Origin of the sequence: Streptacidiphilus sp. BW17 (genome assembly GCF_041262485.1) — a bacterium.
Lineage (GTDB): Bacteria > Actinomycetota > Actinomycetes > Streptomycetales > Streptomycetaceae > Streptacidiphilus.
This window is the reverse complement of sequence record NZ_JBGCCR010000007.1, coordinates 88,734-107,076: the sequence shown is the minus strand read 5'-3', so window position 1 is coordinate 107,076 and position 18,343 is coordinate 88,734. Positions and strand designations below refer to the sequence as shown.

The window sequence follows — 18,343 nt, the reverse complement described above, 5'->3', positions numbered from 1 at the left end:
CGTCCGGCTCGCTCGTCGGTCCGGCTCGAATTCTCGGCCGGTTCGATCTCGTGTCCGGCCGTCGCAAGCCGGTCGGAGAAAACGATAAATATCCCTCCGGAAGGGGCAGGTTCGCCTGTCCCTTCCGGTCCATCGGCGGGTAACCTCCAGGCCATGTCCCTCGCGATCCTCACCGACTCCACGGCGTACCTTCCGGCCGACGCGGTGGACCGCTACGGGATCTCCGTCGTCCCGCTCAGCGTGGTGATCGGCGACCGGGTCCTGGCGGAGGGCACCGAGGTCTCGCCCGGCGAGGTCGCCGCCGCGCTGCGCGCCAAGGGACCGGTCACCACCTCGCGTCCCAACCCCGAGGAGTTCGCGGCGGCCTACCGCGCGGCGGCCGAACGCGGCGCGACGGAGATCGTCTCACTGCACCTGTCGGCGGAGTTCTCCGGCACCTACGAGGCGGCCCTGCTGGCCGCGGAAGACGCCCCGCTGCCGGTACGCGTGGTGGACACGCGGATGGTCGCCATGGCGCTCGGCTTCTGCGTCCTCGCGGCGGCCGAGGTCGCCCGCTCCGGCGGCACCGCCGACCAGGCGGTCGAGGCCGCGTCCACCCGTGCCAAGGGCACGGCGGGCTTCTTCTACGTGGACACCCTGGAGTACCTGCGGCGCGGCGGCCGGATCGGCGCGGCCCGCGCGATGCTGGGCTCCGCCCTCGCCGTCAAGCCGCTGCTGCACCTGGCCGACGGCCGGATCCAGCCGCTGGAGAAGGTCCGCACGGCGGGCCGCGCCATCGCCCGCCTGGAGGAGCTCGCCGTCGCCCACGCGGGCGCCGCCGAGGTCGATCTGGCGGTCCATCACCTCGCCGCCCCCGAGCGTGCCGAGGCGCTCGCCGAACGGCTGCGCGAGCAGATCCCGCACCTCGGCGAGCTGACGGTCTCGGAGGTCGGCGCGGTCATCGGCGCGCACGTCGGCCCGGGGCTGCTCGCGGTGGTCGTCTCCCCGCGCTGAGCCGCTTCGCGCGCTGCGCGTCCCGCCGTGCGCATCGTGCGGCACAGGAGTGGGCAACCTCCTCGCAGGAGGAGGGAGGAACCCATGGCCTTCGCCTGCCCCCGGTGCGGTCTCCCCGGACAGGTCTTCAAACTGGACGCCTTCTGGCGGTCGCTGGCGCAGGACGCCGAACTCAAGGCCGCCCTCGCGCCGCCGCCGACCCGTGCGGTCGGCTACGCCGGTCCGGCTGCGGTCGCCGTGCTGGGCGTGTTCGCCTTCGCCTCGGGGAACACGGTGCTCGGGATGCTGCTCCTGCTCACCGGCGCGGTGGTCGGCTTCGTCGTGTCCCGTGCGGTGGACGGCGCGAGGCGGATCCGCGCCGACTGGGAGCGGCAGCTCTACTGCCGCCACTGCGCCTGCCAGTTCCTGCCGGAGGACGCCGTGTTGTAGTCGTTCTCCCCGCGTTCCTCACCCCTGCGGGTGAGCGGGTTTTCCACAGGGCCAGGTTGTCCACAGGCCGTCAGTTCACCTGCCCGGAACGGGGGTCGCGGCTCCTAACGTCTGCGGCATGCGAACCCTGCTCACCCCCGCCGCCCGGGCCCGTCGCGAGGAGACGGCCGCGCTGGTCCGCCACCGCGTCGACACCCTCTTCGGCCCGCAGCAGCCGCTCCCGTCCGTCAGCCCGCCCATCGACCAGCCGTCCCTCGCCCAGCCGTCCCTGGGCCCGGCGACCTCGGATCCTCCCCACTCGCCGTCACCACCCCACTCGCCCACCTCACCGCATGCGCCCACCTCACCGCGCGTTCGTCTCTCCTTCGGGCTCGCGCTCAAGGAGCGCTGGGATCTGGACCGGCGCGCCGTCATCGGCTTGGCCGTGCTGCTGGTCCTGGCGCTCGGGTACGGCGTGCAGCACTTCTGGGCCGGGCGGCCGGAGCCGGTCGCCGTGCCTGCCCCGGCTGTGGAGGGGGCGGCCGTGGCGGTGGCGCCGACCTCGACGAGCTCGCCGGCGGCGGGAGCGCCCGTGCCGCCGGCGCAGCCCGGGCCGCCCGGATCGCCCGCGCCGTCGACGACGGCCATCGCCGAGCTGGTCGTCGACGTCTCCGGCAAGGTCCGCGCGCCGGGCCTGCGGACGCTGCCGCCGGGCTCACGGGTCCAGGACGCGATCAACGCGGCGGGAGGCCCGCTCCCCGGCACCGATCTGACGGGGCTGAACCTCGCCCGCAAGGTCAACGACGGCGAGGAGATCATCGTCGGCCCGGGCGCTCCGGCCGGTCAGGGCGGGCCCGGAGCGTCGCGCGCCTCCGGGCCGCTCAGTCTCAACGCGGCCACCGGGGCCCAGCTCGATGCGCTGCCCGGGGTCGGCCCGGTGCTGGCCGGGCGCATCATCCAGTTCCGGGAGCAGCACGGCGGTTTCCAGTCCGTCGACCAGCTCCGCCAGGTCCCCGGCTTTGGCGAGCGCCGACTCGAGGACCTCCGTTCCCAGCTCCGCCCATGAGCGGCAAAGCTGTGAGCGGCAGGGCCACGCGCGGCAAGGCCACCCGCGCGACGGCGAAGGCCGAGCCGCCGCCGCTGGACCTGCGGCTCACCGGGCCCGCTGCCGTCGTCTGGGCGGTGACCGCCCTGCTGCTCTGTCTCCACGGCTCCCACACCGACGCGATGTTCGTCGCCGCGGGTGCGTTCGCCGTCGGCGCGGCCCTGCTGCTGCGACGGGCGCGTTGGCGCTCCGTCGGCGCGCTGCTGCTCAGCGCCGCCGCCGCGTGCTTCAGTACCGGCCTCGCCGGGGTGGCGCTGCACCGGGGCCCGGTCGCGGAGTTGGCCAGGACCGGACGCCCCGCCGAGGTGCGGCTGTTGGTCAACACCGACCCGCACACCCGCGACGCCGACGGCTCCACCGCGCTGCGGGCGGCCGTGGTCCGCGTCGGCGGGACGGCCACCCGCTCGCCCGTCGCCGTGGTGGTGCGCGGCCAGGCCGCCCGCGCCTGGCTCGGGCTGCTGCCGTCCACCGAGGTCGTCGTCACCGCCCGTGCCCGGCCGCCCGGTCCGAACGCCACACCGGACCTGGTCGCCACCCTGCTGACGACCGATCAGCCCCGCGTGCTCGGCCCGCCCAACGTCGTCGAGCGCGCCGCCGGATCACTCCGCGCCGGACTGCGTCGCGCCGTCGCGCCGCTCGACCCGGACGAACGGGCGCTGCTTCCGGGCCTGGTCGACGGCGACGCCAGCGCCATGACCGCCGACCTGGACGACGTCTTCTCCGCCACCGACCTCAGCCATCTGGTGGCCGTCAGCGGATCCAACCTGTCGATCCTGATGGTGCTGCTGATCGGACGCGCCTCCCGCGCCCGGACCCCGGAGCGTGGTGGCCTCGCCGCCCGGCTCGGCCTGCGGTTGCGCGTCGGCGCGGTCGGCGGCGTGCTGCTCATCGGCGGCTTCGTCGTCCTCAGCCGCCCGGAGCCGTCCGTGCTGCGGGCCTCCGCCACCTGCCTGGTGATGCTGCTGGGCCTCGCCACCGGCCGCCGGGCCGCGCCGCTGCCCGCCCTCTCCGGCGCGACGCTGCTGCTGATCCTCGCGGATCCGGCGCTGGCGCACTCCTACGGCTTCGCCCTGTCCGCCCTGGCCACGGCCGGGCTGATCACCGTCGGCCCGCGCTGGACGGCTGCGCTCCACCGGCACGGCATGCCCGAGCGGTTCGCCGAGCCCCTCGGCGCCGCGGCCGCGGCCCAGGCCTGGGTCGGTCCGCTGCTGGTGCTGCGCGCGGCACGGATCAGCCTGGTCGCCATCCCCTGCAACCTGCTGGCCGAGCTCTGCGTCGCCCCTGCCACCGTGCTGGGCTTCGCCGCCCTCGCGGCAGCCCCCGTCTCGCTCACCCTCGCCCAGTGGATCGCCAGGCTCGCGGCGCTTCCCGTCGCCGCACTCATCGCGCTGGCCCGGTTCGGGGCCTCGCTGCCCGGCGCGGAGATCGCCTGGCCCGGCGGCTGGTGGGGCGCGCTGCTGCTCGTGGCCGTCACCTGCGCGCTGGTCGCCGCCGCGACCGTGCTGCGTCATCCGGTGGTCGCCGGCGTGCTCGCGTTGGCCCTGGTGCTCGCCCTGCTCCGGCCCGCGCCGCTGACCCGCTTCGCCACCGGCTGGCCGCCGGAGGGCTGGCGGCTGGTCGCCTGTGACGTCGGCCAGGGGGACGCACTCGTCCTGTCGTCGGGGGACGAGCCGTCCACGGCGCTGCTGGTCGACGCCGGTCCCGATCCCCACGCCGTCGATGCCTGCCTGCGCACCCTCGGCGTGACCACCCTCGCCCTGGTGATCCTGACGCACGATCACGCGGACCACGTCGAGGGCCTGCCTGGCGTGCTGCGGGACCGCCACGTCGGCGCGATCGAGACCACCACGGTCGACGACCCGCCCGCCGAGTACGCCCGCGTCCGCCGCTGGGCGGCGGCCGACGGCGTCCCGGTGCTGCGCGCCTCGCGCGGGGAGAACCGGAGCATGGGGCGGCTCCGCTGGCAGGTCCTCTGGCCCGACGCCGCCCGGCTTCCGCCGCACGGGCCCAACAACGCCTCCGTCGCCCTCCTGGTCACCCTCGCGCTCGGCGACCCCGGCTCCCACCTGCCGCCGCTGCGCATCGCCCTCCTCGGCGACCTCGAACCTCCCGCCCAGCAGCGCCTGCTCGCGGACCTGCCCGCCTACCCGCAACTGCGCGACGTCGACGTGCTGAAGGTCGCCCACCACGGCTCCGCCAAGCAGGACCCGGCGCTCCTCGCGGCCCTCCACCCGCGCCTCGCCCTGATCTCCGTCGGCGCCGACAACACCTACGGTCACCCGGCGCCGAGCACCCTCCAGCTGCTCCACGCCTTCGGCGCGACCGTGCTGCGCACCGACGTCTCCGGCGACCTCGCCGTCCTCGACTCCTCCGGCCACCTCGCGGTCGCTGTGCGGAAGGAGTAGACGCGTGCCGGAGAATGAGTCCTGTGAACTCGAATGACCACTACGTGCTGGTGCTGCCCGACCGCGACGTCGCCGGGGAGCTCGCGCAGAAGCTCGCCGCCGAGTACCCCGGCCTGCCCGAGCCGGAGCTGCACCGCGACGCGCTGGCAGGTGAGGACGACGCCGAGGACGCGCAGTGGCTGGTCGTGCTGGAGGCGCCGCTCCCCTCCGGGCTGACCCCGGCCGCGCTCGACGCCCTCGCCGCCGACCACGACGGCTGGCTGGAGAGCTGAACCCAGCGGGTGGACCGAACCCCGTCCGGGGCCGGACTGTCGGTGGCCCCGGATAGGGTGGGGTGCGATGGCCAGGAAACCCACCGTAGACCTGCTCTCCCCGCTGACGCTGATCGTCGGTCAGGAGGAGCTGTTGCTCGACCGCGCCGTGGCGGAGATCGTCGCCGCCGCGCGGGCCGCCGACGCGGACACCGACGTGCGGGATCTCGTGCCCGGCACACTGCAGCCCGGCATGCTGAGCGAGCTGACCAGCCCGTCGCTCTTCTCGGAGCGCAAGGTCATCGCGGTCCGCGCCGCCCAGGACGTCGGCGCCGACGTGGTCAAGGAGATCAAGGCCTACATCGACGACCCGGCCCCCGACGTCATGCTGGTGCTGGTCCACGCGGGCGGCGCCAAGGGCAAGGGACTGCTCGACGCGGGCAAGAAGGCCGGGGCTCGCGAGGTGGCCTGCCCCAAGCTGACCAAGCCCACCGACAAGCTCGCCTTCGTCCGCGCCGAGTTCCGTGCCTCGGGCCGCTCCGCCAGCGAGGACGCCTGCCGAGCCCTGCTCGACGCCGTCGGCGGTGACCTGCGCGAGCTGGCCTCGGCCTGCAGCCAGCTGGCCGCAGACACCGAGGGCACCATCGACGAGACCGTCGTCGCCCGCTACTACACCGGCCGCGCCGAGTCGACCGGCTTCCAGGTCGCCGACCTGGCCGTCGCCGGACGCACCGCCGACGCGCTGGGCCAGCTCCGCTGGGCGCTGGCGGTGGGGGAGAAGCCCACCGGCATCGTCTTCGCGCTCGCCTCCGGCGTCCGGGCCATCGGCCGCGTGGCCACCGCCGACCGCTCGCTGCGCCCGGCCGACCTCGCCCGCGAGCTCGGCATGCCGCCGTGGAAGGTCGACCGGGTCCGCCAGCAGGTCCGTGGCTGGACCGGCGACGGGGTCGCCGCCGCGCTGCGCGCCATCGCCGAGGCGGACGCCGCCGTCAAGGGCGGCTCCGGCGACCCGGCGTACGCACTGGAGCAGTGCGTCGTCGCCGTCTCCCGCGCCGCCCGCTCCACGCAGAGCCGGTAGCCGCGTCGGTAGGGGCGCCCGGACGGAAAACCAGAAGGGCCCCGTGATCCGAGTGGATCACGGGGCCCTTCCGTCAGCTTCAGCTACTGCAGCCCACCCGCGTGGCGAACGCAGGCCGCGTGGGCTGCTGGTTGTGCGGCCCGTCCGGCGCGTTTGAGAGGGAACGCAGTCCGGTCGGGCGGTCGATCAAGGAGTTTCAGCCCTTGAGCGCGTCAACCTTGGTGGCCAGCGCGGACTTCTTGTTCGCGGCCTGGTTCTTGTGGATGACGCCCTTGCTGACGGCCTTGTCCAGCTCACGGGACGCGACACGGGCCAGCTCGTCGGCCTTCGCGAAGTCGCCGGCCTCCACAGCCTCACGGGTCTTGCGGATGGCGGTCTTCAGCGAGGACTTGACAGCCTTGTTGCGCTGACGAGCCTTCTCGTTGGTCTTGATGCGCTTGATCTGGGACTTGATGTTCGCCACGAATGAGCCTCAGTCTGAGTTGATTCTTCTGTCTTCCGGGACTGCGTCTGCGCCGGGCCAGGTTAGAGGGCATGGCACAGCACAGACACGGTGCTCCACGATACCAGAGCTGTTCAGGGCCCCCGTAACCCGGTCAGACGCAACCCGGTCGGACGTGACCCGGTCAGACGTGACTCGGTCAGAGCACCGACTCGCCGAAGTGCTCGACCAGCGGGAACGGGTCGTAGTAGCGGTGCAGCAGCGCGCGCCACTGCTCGTACTCGGCCGACCGGCGGAAGCCCTCGGTGTGGTCGGTGAGCCGCTCCCACTCCACCAGCAGCAGGAAGCGTGCGCTGCTCCCCTCGGCCCTCTCGTCCACACAGCGGCGCAGCTCCAGGGACCGGAATCCGGGCTGTACCGCGATGAGCGGCCGGGCCTCAGCGAACGAGGCGAGGAAGGCGTCCTCCTGGCCGGGGCGGACGTCGAGCAGAGCGGATTCCATGATCATGGCCCAGGATTCTGCCGCACGGCCGGGCCATGGGACGATGGGTGGGAAAAACTTGTCCCGGCCGATCAGAAGAACTGGATCCTTAGTGTCCGCCATTCCGTCCAACGTTCCGCAGCCGAGCAACACCGATCCGGCGCTGATCCGCAACTTCTGCATCATCGCCCACATCGACCACGGCAAGTCCACCCTTGCCGACCGGATGCTGCAGATCACCGGCGTGGTCGACCCCCGCCAGATGCGGGCGCAGTACCTGGACCGGATGGACATCGAGCGTGAGCGCGGCATCACCATCAAGTCGCAGGCGGTCCGGCTCCCCTGGGCCCCGCGCACGGGTGCGAGCGCCGGCGCCACGCACATCCTCAACATGATCGACACGCCGGGCCACGTCGACTTCACCTACGAGGTCTCCCGCTCGCTGGCGGCCTGCGAGGGCACCCTCCTCGTGGTCGACGCCGCGCAGGGCATCGAGGCGCAGACCCTCGCCAACCTCTACCTGGCGCTGGAGAACGACCTCACCATCATCCCGGTGCTCAACAAGATCGACCTGCCGGCCGCCCAGCCGGAGAAGTACGCGGACGAGATCGCCCGCATCATCGGCTGCGAGCCGACCGACGTGCTGCGGGCCAGTGCCAAGACCGGCCTGGGCGTCGAGGACATCCTGGACGCCGTCGTCGAGAAGGTCCCGGCCCCGGTCGGCGTCAAGGACGCCCCCGCCCGCGCGATGATCTTCGACTCGGTCTACGACGCCTACCGCGGCGTGGTCACCTACGTCCGTGTGATCGACGGCCAGCTCAACAAGCGCGAGCGCATCCAGATGATGTCGACCGGCGCGACGCACGAGCTGCTGGAGATCGGCGTCATCTCGCCCGAGCCGATCCCGTCCCAGGGTCTCGGCGTCGGCGAGGTGGGTTACCTGATCACCGGTGTGAAGGACGTCCGCCAGTCCCGCGTCGGTGACACCATCACCTCGATGCACAAGGGCGCCACCGAGGCGCTGGGCGGCTACAAGGACCCGAAGCCGATGGTCTTCTCCGGCCTCTACCCGCTGGACGGCTCGGACTACCCGCTGCTGCGTGACGCCCTCGACAAGCTGCGCCTCAACGACGCCGCGCTGGTCTACGAGCCGGAGACCTCCGTGGCGCTCGGCTTCGGCTACCGCTGCGGCTTCCTCGGCCTGCTGCACCTGGAGATCATCCGGGAGCGCCTGGAGCGCGAGTTCAACCTCGACCTGATCTCCACCGCCCCGAACGTGGTCTACCGGGTCGTCATGGAGGACGAGTCCGAGCACACGGTCACCAACCCGAGCGAGTTCCCCAGCGGCAAGATCGCCGAGGTCCACGAGCCGATCGTGCGCGGCACGATCCTCGCGCCCAACGAGTTCGTCGGCGCCATCATGGAGCTCTGCCAGGCCCGACGCGGGGTGCTCCAGGGCATGGACTACCTCTCCGAGGACCGCGTCGAGATCCGCTACAACCTGCCGCTCGCGGAGATCGTCTTCGACTTCTTCGACCAGCTGAAGTCCAAGACCCGCGGCTACGCCTCGCTCGACTACGAGCCCATCGGCGAGCAGAGCGCCAACCTGGTCCGCGTGGACATCCTGCTCCAGGGCGAGCAGGTCGACGCCTTCTCCGCGATCGTCCACCGGGACAAGGCCTACAGCTACGGCGTGATGATGGCCGGAAAGCTGCAGAAGCTGATCCCGCGCCAGCAGTTCGAGGTGCCGATCCAGGCCGCCATCGGCTCGCGCGTCATCGCCCGTGAGACCGTCCGCGCCATGCGCAAGGACGTCCTCGCGAAGTGCTACGGCGGTGACATCTCCCGTAAGCGGAAGCTGCTGGAGAAGCAGAAGGAAGGCAAGAAGCGTATGAAGATGGTCGGCCGCGTGGAGGTCCCCCAGGAGGCCTTCATCGCCGCGCTGTCGACCGACGACAACGCTGCCGCCGTCGAGAAGAAGAAGTAGCCGGGAGCGTTCGTACCGGACCGTTGGTGAGACCCCCGCACGGAAGTTGTGCGGGGGTCTCACCTTTGTCCGATGATCTGCACGACTGCGGTAACCTCCCCCTGCTTGAATGACCGTATTTCTGTATGACCGTTAGCGCGCGCGGCAGGGGCCGCGCCCAAGCCGGGGGCCTGCCGTTATGACCGAGCCGAACAACATGTCGCCGGACGTGTTCGCCGACCCCAGACTCTTCGGCTCGACCGGGCTCGACCGCGTCGGCGCGTCCCCGCTGCGGGCGATGGACCCCCGCCGGGTCGGCCCCTACTCCGTGCTCGCGCTGCTGGGCGGCGGCGGGATGGGACGCATCTACCTGGGGCGCCCGACTGACGGGTCGTCAGGTCTGGCTGCGGTCAAGGTGATCCGTCCCGAGTATGCCGAGGACTCCGGCTTCCGCAAGCGCTTCGAGCGCGAGTCCGCCGCCCTGGCCCGGGTGCGCGGCGAGCAGGCGGCCGTGCTGCTCGGCAGTGGCTACGACGGCGACCTGCTCTGGATGGCCACCGAGTATATCCCCGGCCCGAGCCTCTCCGAGGCCGTCGTAGGCTTCGGTCCGCTCAGCTCCACCGCGGCCTGGCGGGTCGCCCTCGAACTCGCCCAGGCGCTCTCCGCGATGGAGCGCGTCGGGGTGGTCCACCGCGACATCAAGCCGTCCAACGTCATTCTGGGACCGGCCGGTTGCCGGGTCATCGACTTCGGCATCTCGCAGGCCGCCGACACCAGCTCCATCACCACCACCGGCCAGCAGGTCGGCACCCCCGCCTACATGTCGCCGGAGCAGGTGCGCGGCCAGTCGGTCGCCACCTCCTCGGACATCTTCGCGCTCGGCTCCGTGCTCGCCTTCGCGGTCACCGGCCACGGCCCCTTCGGGGACGGCACGACTGTGGACGTGCTGCACCGGGTCGCCTTCGAGGAGCCGAAGGAGGAGATCCTCGGCCAACTTGCCGAGATCGACCAGGAGTTGGCCGAACTGGTCCGCTCCTGCCTGAGCAAGACCCCGGACGGCCGCCCGACCGCCGAGGCGGTCGTCGAGCGCGCGGCCTCGCGGCAGGTGGCCGCGCCCTGGTCGGCCGAGCTCAGCGGCGCGATCATGACCCGCGTCGAGGTGGCCATCGCCGCGCAGCAACTGCCGCTCCCGGCAGCGCCGCCGGAGGGCACCATGCTGCTCGGCGGTCGCGGCGACGCGGGTGCCGGTGGCGTGGCAGGAGCGGCGGGAGCGGTCGGCGCAGCGGCGGCGTTCGGCATGCCGGGCACGCCCCCCATGGGGCACACGCCCCCGCACATGGGCCAGCACACCCCGCCGACCGCGCAGGCGCCGGTACAAGGCACCCCGCCGACCGTTCCCGTCGTGGACAACCACGCCCCGACCGCGGCCGGTTATCCGGCCCAGCCGGGTTATTCGGGGCAGGGGAGCTTTCCCGGGCAGGGCAGCTTCCCGGGCCAGGGCGGTTACCCCGGGCAGGGCGGTATGCCGGGGCAGGGGAGCTTCCCGGGCCAGGGCGGTATGCCGGGCCAGGGCCCCGCACCGGTGCTGCCCGCCTACGTGCACGTCTCGCCCGACGGCGCGCCGCCGGAGCAGCAGCCGAACCGCAACAAGCGACGCGGCGTGCTGCTCGCCGTCGCCGCCGTGCTTGTCGTGGGGGCGCTGACCGGTACCGCGATCGCCCTGACGGGCGGAAGCCCCGGCAATCACCCCGTCGCGTCCGTCACCACCGGCGGCGGCACGCCGAGCGGCAGCGCGGGCAGCGACACGGCCTCCGGCTCCGCCGCGCCGAGCAGTTCCGCCTCCGGCCCGGCGTCCGCCTCGCCCGGCTCCCCGTCGGCCACCCACCCGGGCCCGAGCGGATCCACCGCGTCAGGATCGTCGGGCAGTTCCGGCTCCGGCTCCCAGGGCGGCACCTCTGGTGGCGGCAAGACCGGTGGGAGCACCTCGGGTGGTGGGACCTCTGGCGGCGGCACTTCGGGCGGTGGGACTTCCGGCGGTAGTACGTCCGGTGGCGGCACTTCGGGCGGTGGGACCGCCAGCGGTGGGACGTCCGGTGGCACTTCCGGCGGCAACACCCCGCCGCCCCCGCCCCCGACCCCCGTCTGGGACCAGAAATGCACGTACTACTCCGGCAGCGCTGAGACCGACCCGGGCACGACCGGTGCCCGGGTGCAGGAGGTGCAGTGCCTGCTCTGGTACCGCGGCGGCAGGTACCAGAGCATCATCACCTCGAGCGGCGGGATCGACGGCCAGTTCGGCAATGGCACCAAGCAGGCGGTCGAGGACTTCCAGAGCTGCATGGGCCTCAGCGTCGACGGCGGCGTCGGTCCGCAGACCTGGCCGGCCCTCCGGAGCAGCTCCAACTGCTAGTGGCTCCACCCGGGCCTCCGCCCTGACAGGGCCAGCGCACGGTCGAAGGCCGGGGCGTCGTCCGCGACCTGGACCGCCTCGGCGAAGCCGTCGTACTGCCGGAACATCGGCGCGTACTGCTCGACCTGCGCGAGCACGGCTGCGACCGTCACGTCGTCCAGCACGTACTGCTGGCCGGAGCCCCGGGCGGCTTCCCAGCCGTGGAGGGCGAACTCCAGCAGCATCATGCCCGCGATCGCCGTCGCGGGCATCGTGCTGTCGCCCACCTTCATCTCCCTCTTCCAGACGGCCGGTTCGGACCACGCCTGGAGCGCCTTCTCCACCTGCGTTGCGTAGTCCTCGGCCCAGCCCGGCTCGGCGGTGAAGTCCCGCTCGTACCACTCCGACGGCACCAACCCGCCCTCGGCGCGTAGCGCGAAGTTGTACGCGGTCCACAGCGTCAGGTGGTTCACCACGGCGCGCAGGTCCCACTCCGCGCTCGGAGTGGGGGAGCCCAACTGCTCGGGCTTGATGCCCCGGATGACGCGGACGGTCTCCGTCGCCGCGTTGGTCAGGTGCTCGTGCATCTCGTGCTGTGCGTCATTCACGTCCATACACACGAATCTAGGAACCCGTGACGCTGCTGTCTTGAAGAAACGCGACAGCTGAGCCCTAAGCTCGATCATGTGGCAGCGGCGGAAACCGGCGGGCGGCGCGGCGTGCTCCATCCCGAGCAGGGGGCGAGCCGGTTCACGGTGACGCCCGTGGCTCCGGGCCCGACGCTCGTGCCCTACCTCGAGTACCACTGGATCGTCCGCTGGGACGTCACCGGCCAGCCGCCCTACGAGCAGCAGGTGCTCTCCCACCCCAACGTCCACCTGGTCTTCGAGGAGTCGGGCCCGCTGGTCTACGGCGTGATCCGGGGCGTCTACACGCGACGGCTGACGGGCGCGGGGCAGGTCCACGGCGTCAGGTTCCGGCCCGGCGGATTCCGGGGCTTCAGCGACCGGCCGGTGCAGGACCTGGTCGACCAGGTGCTCCCGGCCGCCCGCTTCCTCGGCCCGGAGATCGATGCCCTCTGCCCGCGCGTGCTCGCCTGCGCCGAAACGGACGAGATGGTCCGGCTGGTCGAGGACTTCCTGCCGACCGTGCCGACCTTCCCGACCGCGCTCCCCGATCCGCAGGCGGCGCTTGCGGCCACCGTCGTCGACGAGATCACGCGGGACCGGGCCCTGCTCCGGGTCGAGCAGCTGGCGGACCGGTTCAACACCTCACCGCGCACGCTGCAACGGCTCTTCGCCGAGTACGTCGGGGTGTCGCCGAAGTGGACCCTCCGCCGCGCCCGTCTGCACGAGGCCGCGCAGCGCGCGGACGGGGAGGCCGACATCGACTGGGCCGCCCTCGCCGCCGACCTCGGCTACGCCGACCAGGCCCACCTCACCCGCGACTTCACCGCCGTCGTCGGCGTCTCCCCGGCCCGTTACACGCGCGGCCGTCCGCACTAGCCTCACGGCATGGACAGCAGAAGCCCCGGCAGGAGCACCCGCGACCAGCAGGAGCCGGAGTCCCCGCGCAACCCGTTGCTGGACCCGCGCCTGGCGGGCGCCGGCGGGATGTTGGTCGCCGCTGCGGCGATCGCCTGGCTGCTCACCCACGGGACCGGCGGAAACCCGTCCGGACCTGCGCCGTTGCCACCCCCGTCGGCCACGGCGGTGGTGACCGGATGAGCAGGAATCGAGAAGTCGGGTGACGTGGCCGCGACCTGGCGTGGGCGCCAGCCGATCGACCAGCCCTGGGGCCCGCGCGACTGCGCCTTCCACGACCCTTCGGGCAACACCGTCCGGATCCAGGCCGCCGCCAAGAAGTAGAACGCCACAGCGGGGCCCGCTCCCCATGGCGCGGGCCCCGGCTGCCGGTTCGGCTCGACGCCCGCTCAGCCCAGTGCCAGGGCCTGGACGCGGGTGATGTCGCCGTTGAACTTGTCGTGGTCGCCGACCGTGGGCCCGGAGTCGGTGTACTGCCACATCGTGTAGTAGCCCCAGCCGGCCGGGAGGGTGCCAGGCGTGCCGTTGTAGTCGGCGATCCAGAGCGGGTCGTTCGCGGCGAAGCCGGAGTAGTTGCCGGTGCACTCCGTCCACCACGAGGTCGCGGTGTAGATCACCGGGTACCGGCCCGTGCGGTTCAGGTACTCGTCGACGAAGCTCCAGATCCAGTTGACCATCGCGCTCTGGGACAGGCCGTAGCAGGCCGCGCCGTACGGGTCCCACTCGATGTCCAGCGTCCCCGGCAGCGTCTTGCCGTCGGCCGACCAGCCGCCGCCGTGGTCGACGAAGTAGTCCGCCTGGGCCGCGCCCGTCGTGGTGTCCGGGGTGGCGAAGTGGTAGGCGGCGCGGATCATGCCGACGTCGTACGGGCCGTTGTACTGCTGGGCGAAGTCGGGGTTGGTGTAGTAGGTCCCCTCGGTGGCCTTGGTGTAGGCCCAGCGGACCCCGCTGTTCCACAGCGTCGTCCAGTCCACCGTGCCTTGGTAGCTGGAGACGTCGACGCCTTCGGTCTGCGTCACCAGCGGCTGGACGGTTCGGCCGCGGCCACCGCCTCCGTGTGCGCGCACGCCGATGCCCATGTACGCGGAGCCGCGCGGGAGTTTGGCGCTGGGGGACCGGGCGGCGGCGTTCGCCGCGCCGGTGGGTGCGAGAGCGAGCAGGAGCAGTGCCCCGACCAGGGTCGAGGCCACTCCCAGTCGACGGCCGTGTCTGTGCCGGAAGTTACGGGTGTTCATTGCGTCGCGCCTCCGTGGTGTCGTCGTGCAGGACGGCAAAGCACTTGCGAGAACGCTGAACTGACGGCACGCCGGCATGCGACACGGCAGCCGTGGCGCGGTCATGCCACCTGAATGCTACGCAGGTAGACGCGGTTCCGGAAAGGGTCGCTCGTGCACCGACCGTACACAAACACCGGTGCCCGCCTCCTTCGGGAAGGAAGCGGGCACCGGTCCTGCGGTGTCACGGAAGTGACGTGGCGTCAGTCCACCTCGGCCACGGCCTGCGCGAACTGCGCCTTGTACAGCCGGGCGTACGCGCCGTCCTGCTCCAGCAGCGAGGTGTGGTCGCCCTGTTCGACGATCGCACCGTTCTCCATCACCAGGATGGTGTCCGCGTCGCGGATCGTGGAGAGCCGGTGCGCGATCACGAACGCCGTGCGGCCCGCGCGCAGCTTGGCCATGGCGCGCTGGATCAGCACCTCGGTGCGGGTGTCGACCGAGCTCGTCGCCTCGTCCAGGACCAGGATCGACGGCTCCGCCAGGAACGCCCGCGCGATGGTGATCAGCTGCTTCTCGCCCGCGCTGACGCCGGTGCCCTCGTCGTCGATGACGGTGTCGTAGCCCTCCGGGAGGGTCCGCACGAAGCGGTCGACGTGGGCGGCCTTCGCCGCCGCGACGACCTGGTCACGGGTGGCGCCCTCGGACCCGTAGGCGATGTTGTCGGCGATGCTGCCGCCGAACAGCCAGGTGTCCTGGAGCACCATGCCGATGTGGCTGCGCAGCTCCTCGCGGTTCATGGCCGCGATGTCCACGCCGTCGAGCGTGATCCGACCGCCCGTCACCTCGTAGAACCGCATCAGCAGGTTGACCAGCGTGGTCTTGCCTGCTCCGGTCGGACCGACGATGGCCACGGTGTGGCCGGGGTCGGCGACCAGCGACAGGTCCTCGATCAGCGGCTTCTCCGGCTCGTAGCGGAAGGCCACGTGCTCGAAGGCCACCTTGCCCTGGACGATCTCCGGACGCTCCGGCTGCTCCGGCTCCGGCGACTGCTCGGGTGCGTCCAGCAGCTCGAAGACGCGCTCGGCCGAGGCCACACCGGACTGCACCAGGTTGGCCATCGCCGCGACCTGCGTCAGCGGCTGGCTGAACTGCCGCGAGTACTGGATGAACGCCTGGACGTCACCGATCGACAGCGCCCCGGAGGCCACCCGCAGACCGCCGACCACCGCGACCGCGACGTAGTTGAGGTTGCCGATGAACATCATGCAGGGCTGGATCAGACCTGAGATGAACTGCGCCCGGAAGCTGCTCGCGTAGAGCTTCTCGTTCTCCTCGTGGAACTGCGCCGCGGACTCCTCCTGACGGCCGAACACCTTGACCAGCGAGTGGCCGGTGTACATCTCCTCGATGTGGCCGTTCAGCTTGCCCGTGGACTTCCACTGCTGGACGAACTGCGGCTGCGCCCGCTTGCCGACCTTGGCCGCGATCACGGCCGAGGCCGGGATCGACACCAGCGCGATCAGCGCGAGCAGCCAGGAGATGTAGAACATCATCGCCAGCACGCCCACCACGGTCAGCAGTGAGGCGATGATCTGCGACATCGTCTGCTGCAGCGTCGTGGCGATGTTGTCGATGTCGTTGGTGACCCGGCTCAGCACCTCGCCGCGCGGCTGCTTGTCGTAGTAACTCAGCGGCAGCCGGGACAGCTTGTCCTCGATGTCGCTGCGCAGCCGGTTGGCGGCACGCTGCACCGCCACGTTGGCCAGCCGCGCCTGGATCACGCCGCACAGGCCCGCGACCGCGTAGATCAGCGCCACCCAGAGCAGCACCGTGCCGACCGCGCCGAAGTCGATGCCCACACCCGGCGTGAAGTGGATGGTGGAGAGCAGTTCCTGCTGCTGGTGCGTCGGCGGGTGCCCGGCCGTGGCGCCCGGCGCGCCGGACGGGTGCTTGCCGAGCAGCTTGCCGATGTAGCCGCCGAAGATCAGGTCGGTCGCGTGACCGAGAATCTTCGGACCGATCACCTGAAGCGCGACGCCGACCGTCGCCAGCGCCAGCACGCCCAGGATCAGCGGCCGTTCGGGCCGCAGGCGGCCCAGCAGCCGCTTGCCCGAGACCTTGAAGTTCATCGACTTCTCGGCGGGCTGCGCGCCCATCCACCGCCCGGGGCCCATGGCCGGTCCGGGTCGGCGGCTCGCCGCCGCCTTGGCTTCGTCGCCCCCCGCGCTCATGCGGCCTCCTCCTCGGTCAGCTGCGAAAGGACGATCTCGCGGTACGTCTCGTTGTCGTCCATCAGTGAGTGGTGCGTGCCCTCGCCGACGACCGCGCCCTCGTCCATGACGATGATCCGGTCCGCGTCGCGGATCGTGCTCACCCGCTGGGCGACGATGACGACGGTCGCCTCGGAGGTCTCGTTCGACAGCGCCGCCCGCAGTCGGGCGTCGGTGGCGTAGTCGAGCGCCGAGAACGAGTCGTCGAACAGGTAGATCTCCGGCCTGCGGACCAGCGCGCGGGCGATGGCCAGGCGCTGCCGCTGACCACCGGAGACGTTCGTCCCGCCCTGCGCGATCGGGGCGTCGAGACCCTCGGGCAGCGCGCTGACGAAGTCCCGCGCCTGCGCGGTCTCCAGCGCGGCCCAGAGGTCTTCGTCGGTCGCCTCCGGGTTGCCGTAGCGGAGGTTGGAGGCGACGGTGCCGCTGAAGAGGTACGGCTTCTGCGGGACGAGCCCGACCGTCCGGGCCAGCAGCGCCGGCTCCAGCTCGCGCACGTCGACGCCGTCGACGAAGACCGAGCCGTCGGTCGCGTCGGAGAGCCGGGGGATCAGGTTGAGCAGCGTGGTCTTGCCCGCGCCGGTCGAGCCGATGATCGCCGTGGTCTCGCCCGGACGCGCGGTGAAGCTGACGTCACGCAGCACCGACGCCTCGGCGCCCGGGTAGCGGAACTCCGCACCGCGCAGCTCCAGGAAGCCACGACGGGACAGCTCGCGCACCGGGCTGCTCGGCGGGACGACCGTGGTCTCGGTGTCCAGCACCTCCTGGATGCGCTCGGCGCAGACCTCGGCGCGCGGCACCATCATGAACATGAAGGTGGCCATCATGACCGACATCAGAATCTGCATCAGGTAGCTGAGGAACGCGGTCAGCGCGCCGATCTGCATGCCGCCGCTGTCGATCCGGTGCGCACCGAACCACATCACGGCCACGCTGGACAGGTTCACCACCATCATGACCAGCGGGAACATCAGCGCCATCAGCCGACCGACGCGCAGACCGGTGTCGGTCAGGTCGTCGTTGGCGGCACGGAAGCGGTCCTTCTCGTGGGTGTCCTTGACGAAGGCCCGGATCACGCGGAGACCGCTGATCTGCTCGCGCAGCACCCGGTTGACCGTGTCGATCCGCTCCTGCATCGAGCGGAACAGCGGACGCATCCGGCTGACGATGATGCCGATCATGATGCCCAGGATCGGGACGATGGCCACCAGCAGCGTCGACAGCTGGACGTCCTGGTTGAGCGCCATGATGATGCCGCCGACGCACATGATCGGCGCGGAGACCATCAGCGTGAAGGTCATCAGCACCAGCATCTGCACCTGCTGCACGTCGTTCGTGCTGCGGGTGATCAGCGAGGGCGCGCCGAACTGGCCCACCTCGCGGGTCGAGAACTCCTGGACCCGGGTGAAGACGGAGGCGCGCATGTCGCGGCCGAGGGCCATGGCGGTACGGGCGCCGAAGTACACCGCGCCGATGGCGCAGACGACCTGGGCCAGCGTGACCCCGATCATCACGCCGCCGGTCTGCAGGATGTAGCCGGTGTCGCCTTTGACCACGCCGTTGTCGATGATGTCGGCGTTGAGGGTGGGAAGGTAGAGGGTCGCGATCGTCTGGACCAGCTGGAGCAGTACCAGCAGGGTGATCGGCCTGGAATAGGGCCTCAGGTGGGCGCGCAGGAGTCGGATCAGCACTCGGGTCTCTCAGTGAAGCTCGGTAGTGCTCGGGCGTATGGGGCGTGCGGGCGGTTCAGGAAGCTCAGACAGTTCAGGCATTTCGGGCGTGCTGCTCGTGGAG

At 71.6% G+C, this 18,343-nt stretch carries 16 protein-coding genes; 10 read left to right on the top strand and 6 right to left on the bottom strand.

Annotation, left to right across the window (positions count from 1 at the left end; translation table 11 throughout):
- Positions 1-153 precede the first annotated feature (153 nt).
- The 6 genes from ABH940_RS11135 (at position 154) to holA (ending at position 6,240) form a co-directional block, all read left to right on the top strand.
- Positions 154-993, top strand: coding sequence for a DegV family protein (locus tag ABH940_RS11135; RefSeq protein ID WP_370063403.1), 840 nt, complete (start codon positions 154-156; stop codon positions 991-993).
- Positions 994-1,077: 84 nt separating this feature from the next.
- A complete protein-coding gene (locus ABH940_RS11130) occupies positions 1,078-1,422 on the top strand; it encodes a hypothetical protein (RefSeq protein ID WP_370105144.1) in 345 nt (114 codons plus the stop codon).
- Positions 1,423-1,540: 118 nt separating this feature from the next.
- Complete coding sequence (locus ABH940_RS11125; protein WP_370063407.1) at positions 1,541-2,467, top strand: helix-hairpin-helix domain-containing protein; 927 nt, start codon at positions 1,541-1,543, stop codon at positions 2,465-2,467.
- Complete coding sequence (locus ABH940_RS11120) at positions 2,464-4,911, top strand: ComEC/Rec2 family competence protein (RefSeq protein ID WP_370063409.1); 2,448 nt, start codon at positions 2,464-2,466, stop codon at positions 4,909-4,911. Before ABH940_RS11125 ends, ABH940_RS11120 begins: the two co-directional genes overlap by 4 nt.
- A 14-nt stretch (positions 4,912-4,925) precedes the next feature.
- On the top strand, positions 4,926-5,183 hold the full coding sequence (locus ABH940_RS11115; RefSeq protein ID WP_370063411.1) for a hypothetical protein: 258 nt from the start codon (positions 4,926-4,928) through the stop codon (positions 5,181-5,183).
- A 67-nt stretch (positions 5,184-5,250) separates the two neighbouring features.
- A complete protein-coding gene (gene holA / locus ABH940_RS11110) occupies positions 5,251-6,240 on the top strand; it encodes a DNA polymerase III subunit delta (protein ID WP_370105143.1) in 990 nt (329 codons plus the stop codon).
- Positions 6,241-6,436: 196 nt separating this feature from the next.
- Here the strand turns inward: holA and rpsT are convergent, their stop codons facing one another.
- Positions 6,437-6,703 (bottom strand): 30S ribosomal protein S20, encoded by a 267-nt coding sequence (gene rpsT / locus ABH940_RS11105; protein ID WP_111500226.1) that lies wholly within the window; start codon positions 6,701-6,703, stop codon positions 6,437-6,439.
- 178 nt (positions 6,704-6,881) lie between these two features.
- On the bottom strand, positions 6,882-7,190 hold the full coding sequence (locus tag ABH940_RS11100) for an antibiotic biosynthesis monooxygenase (protein ID WP_370063416.1): 309 nt from the start codon (positions 7,188-7,190) through the stop codon (positions 6,882-6,884).
- Positions 7,191-7,275: 85 nt separating this feature from the next.
- Between ABH940_RS11100 and lepA the strand changes: the two genes are divergently transcribed.
- Entirely contained in the window at positions 7,276-9,150 is a 1,875-nt protein-coding gene (gene lepA, locus ABH940_RS11095; RefSeq protein WP_370063418.1) for a translation elongation factor 4, read from the top strand.
- A gap of 178 nt (positions 9,151-9,328) precedes the next feature.
- Complete coding sequence (locus ABH940_RS11090; RefSeq protein ID WP_370063420.1) at positions 9,329-11,539, top strand: protein kinase; 2,211 nt, start codon at positions 9,329-9,331, stop codon at positions 11,537-11,539.
- Here ABH940_RS11090 and ABH940_RS11085 read toward each other — a convergent pair.
- Positions 11,536-12,132, bottom strand: coding sequence for a TIGR03086 family metal-binding protein (locus tag ABH940_RS11085; protein ID WP_370105141.1), 597 nt, complete (start codon positions 12,130-12,132; stop codon positions 11,536-11,538). The genes ABH940_RS11090 and ABH940_RS11085 overlap by 4 nt on opposite strands.
- Before the next feature lie 72 nt (positions 12,133-12,204).
- On the opposite strand from ABH940_RS11085, the gene ABH940_RS11080 reads away from it, so the two are divergent.
- Together ABH940_RS11080 and ABH940_RS11075 are read left to right on the top strand one after the other, a co-directional pair.
- Complete coding sequence (locus tag ABH940_RS11080) at positions 12,205-13,023, top strand: DUF6597 domain-containing transcriptional factor (RefSeq protein WP_370105140.1); 819 nt, start codon at positions 12,205-12,207, stop codon at positions 13,021-13,023.
- Between the two features lie 9 nt (positions 13,024-13,032).
- The gene (locus ABH940_RS11075) at positions 13,033-13,245 is read left to right on the top strand and encodes a hypothetical protein (protein WP_370063426.1); all 213 of its coding nucleotides are present in this window, start codon (positions 13,033-13,035) and stop codon (positions 13,243-13,245) included.
- A gap of 206 nt (positions 13,246-13,451) precedes the next feature.
- Here the strand turns inward: ABH940_RS11075 and ABH940_RS11070 are convergent, their stop codons facing one another.
- The 3 genes from ABH940_RS11070 to ABH940_RS11060 all read right to left on the bottom strand — a co-directional run bounded on the left by ABH940_RS11070 (position 13,452) and on the right by ABH940_RS11060 (position 18,240).
- Positions 13,452-14,297 carry a lysozyme gene (locus ABH940_RS11070; protein WP_370063428.1) on the bottom strand — a complete coding sequence of 282 codons (846 nt, stop codon included), beginning with the start codon at positions 14,295-14,297 and terminating at the stop codon, positions 13,452-13,454.
- Between the two features lie 242 nt (positions 14,298-14,539).
- Entirely contained in the window at positions 14,540-16,510 is a 1,971-nt protein-coding gene (locus tag ABH940_RS11065; RefSeq protein ID WP_370063430.1) for an ABC transporter ATP-binding protein, read from the bottom strand.
- The gene (locus tag ABH940_RS11060; RefSeq protein WP_370063433.1) at positions 16,507-18,240 is read right to left on the bottom strand and encodes an ABC transporter ATP-binding protein; all 1,734 of its coding nucleotides are present in this window, start codon (positions 18,238-18,240) and stop codon (positions 16,507-16,509) included. The genes ABH940_RS11065 and ABH940_RS11060 overlap by 4 nt, the downstream gene beginning before the upstream one ends.
- Positions 18,241-18,343 lie beyond the last annotated feature (103 nt).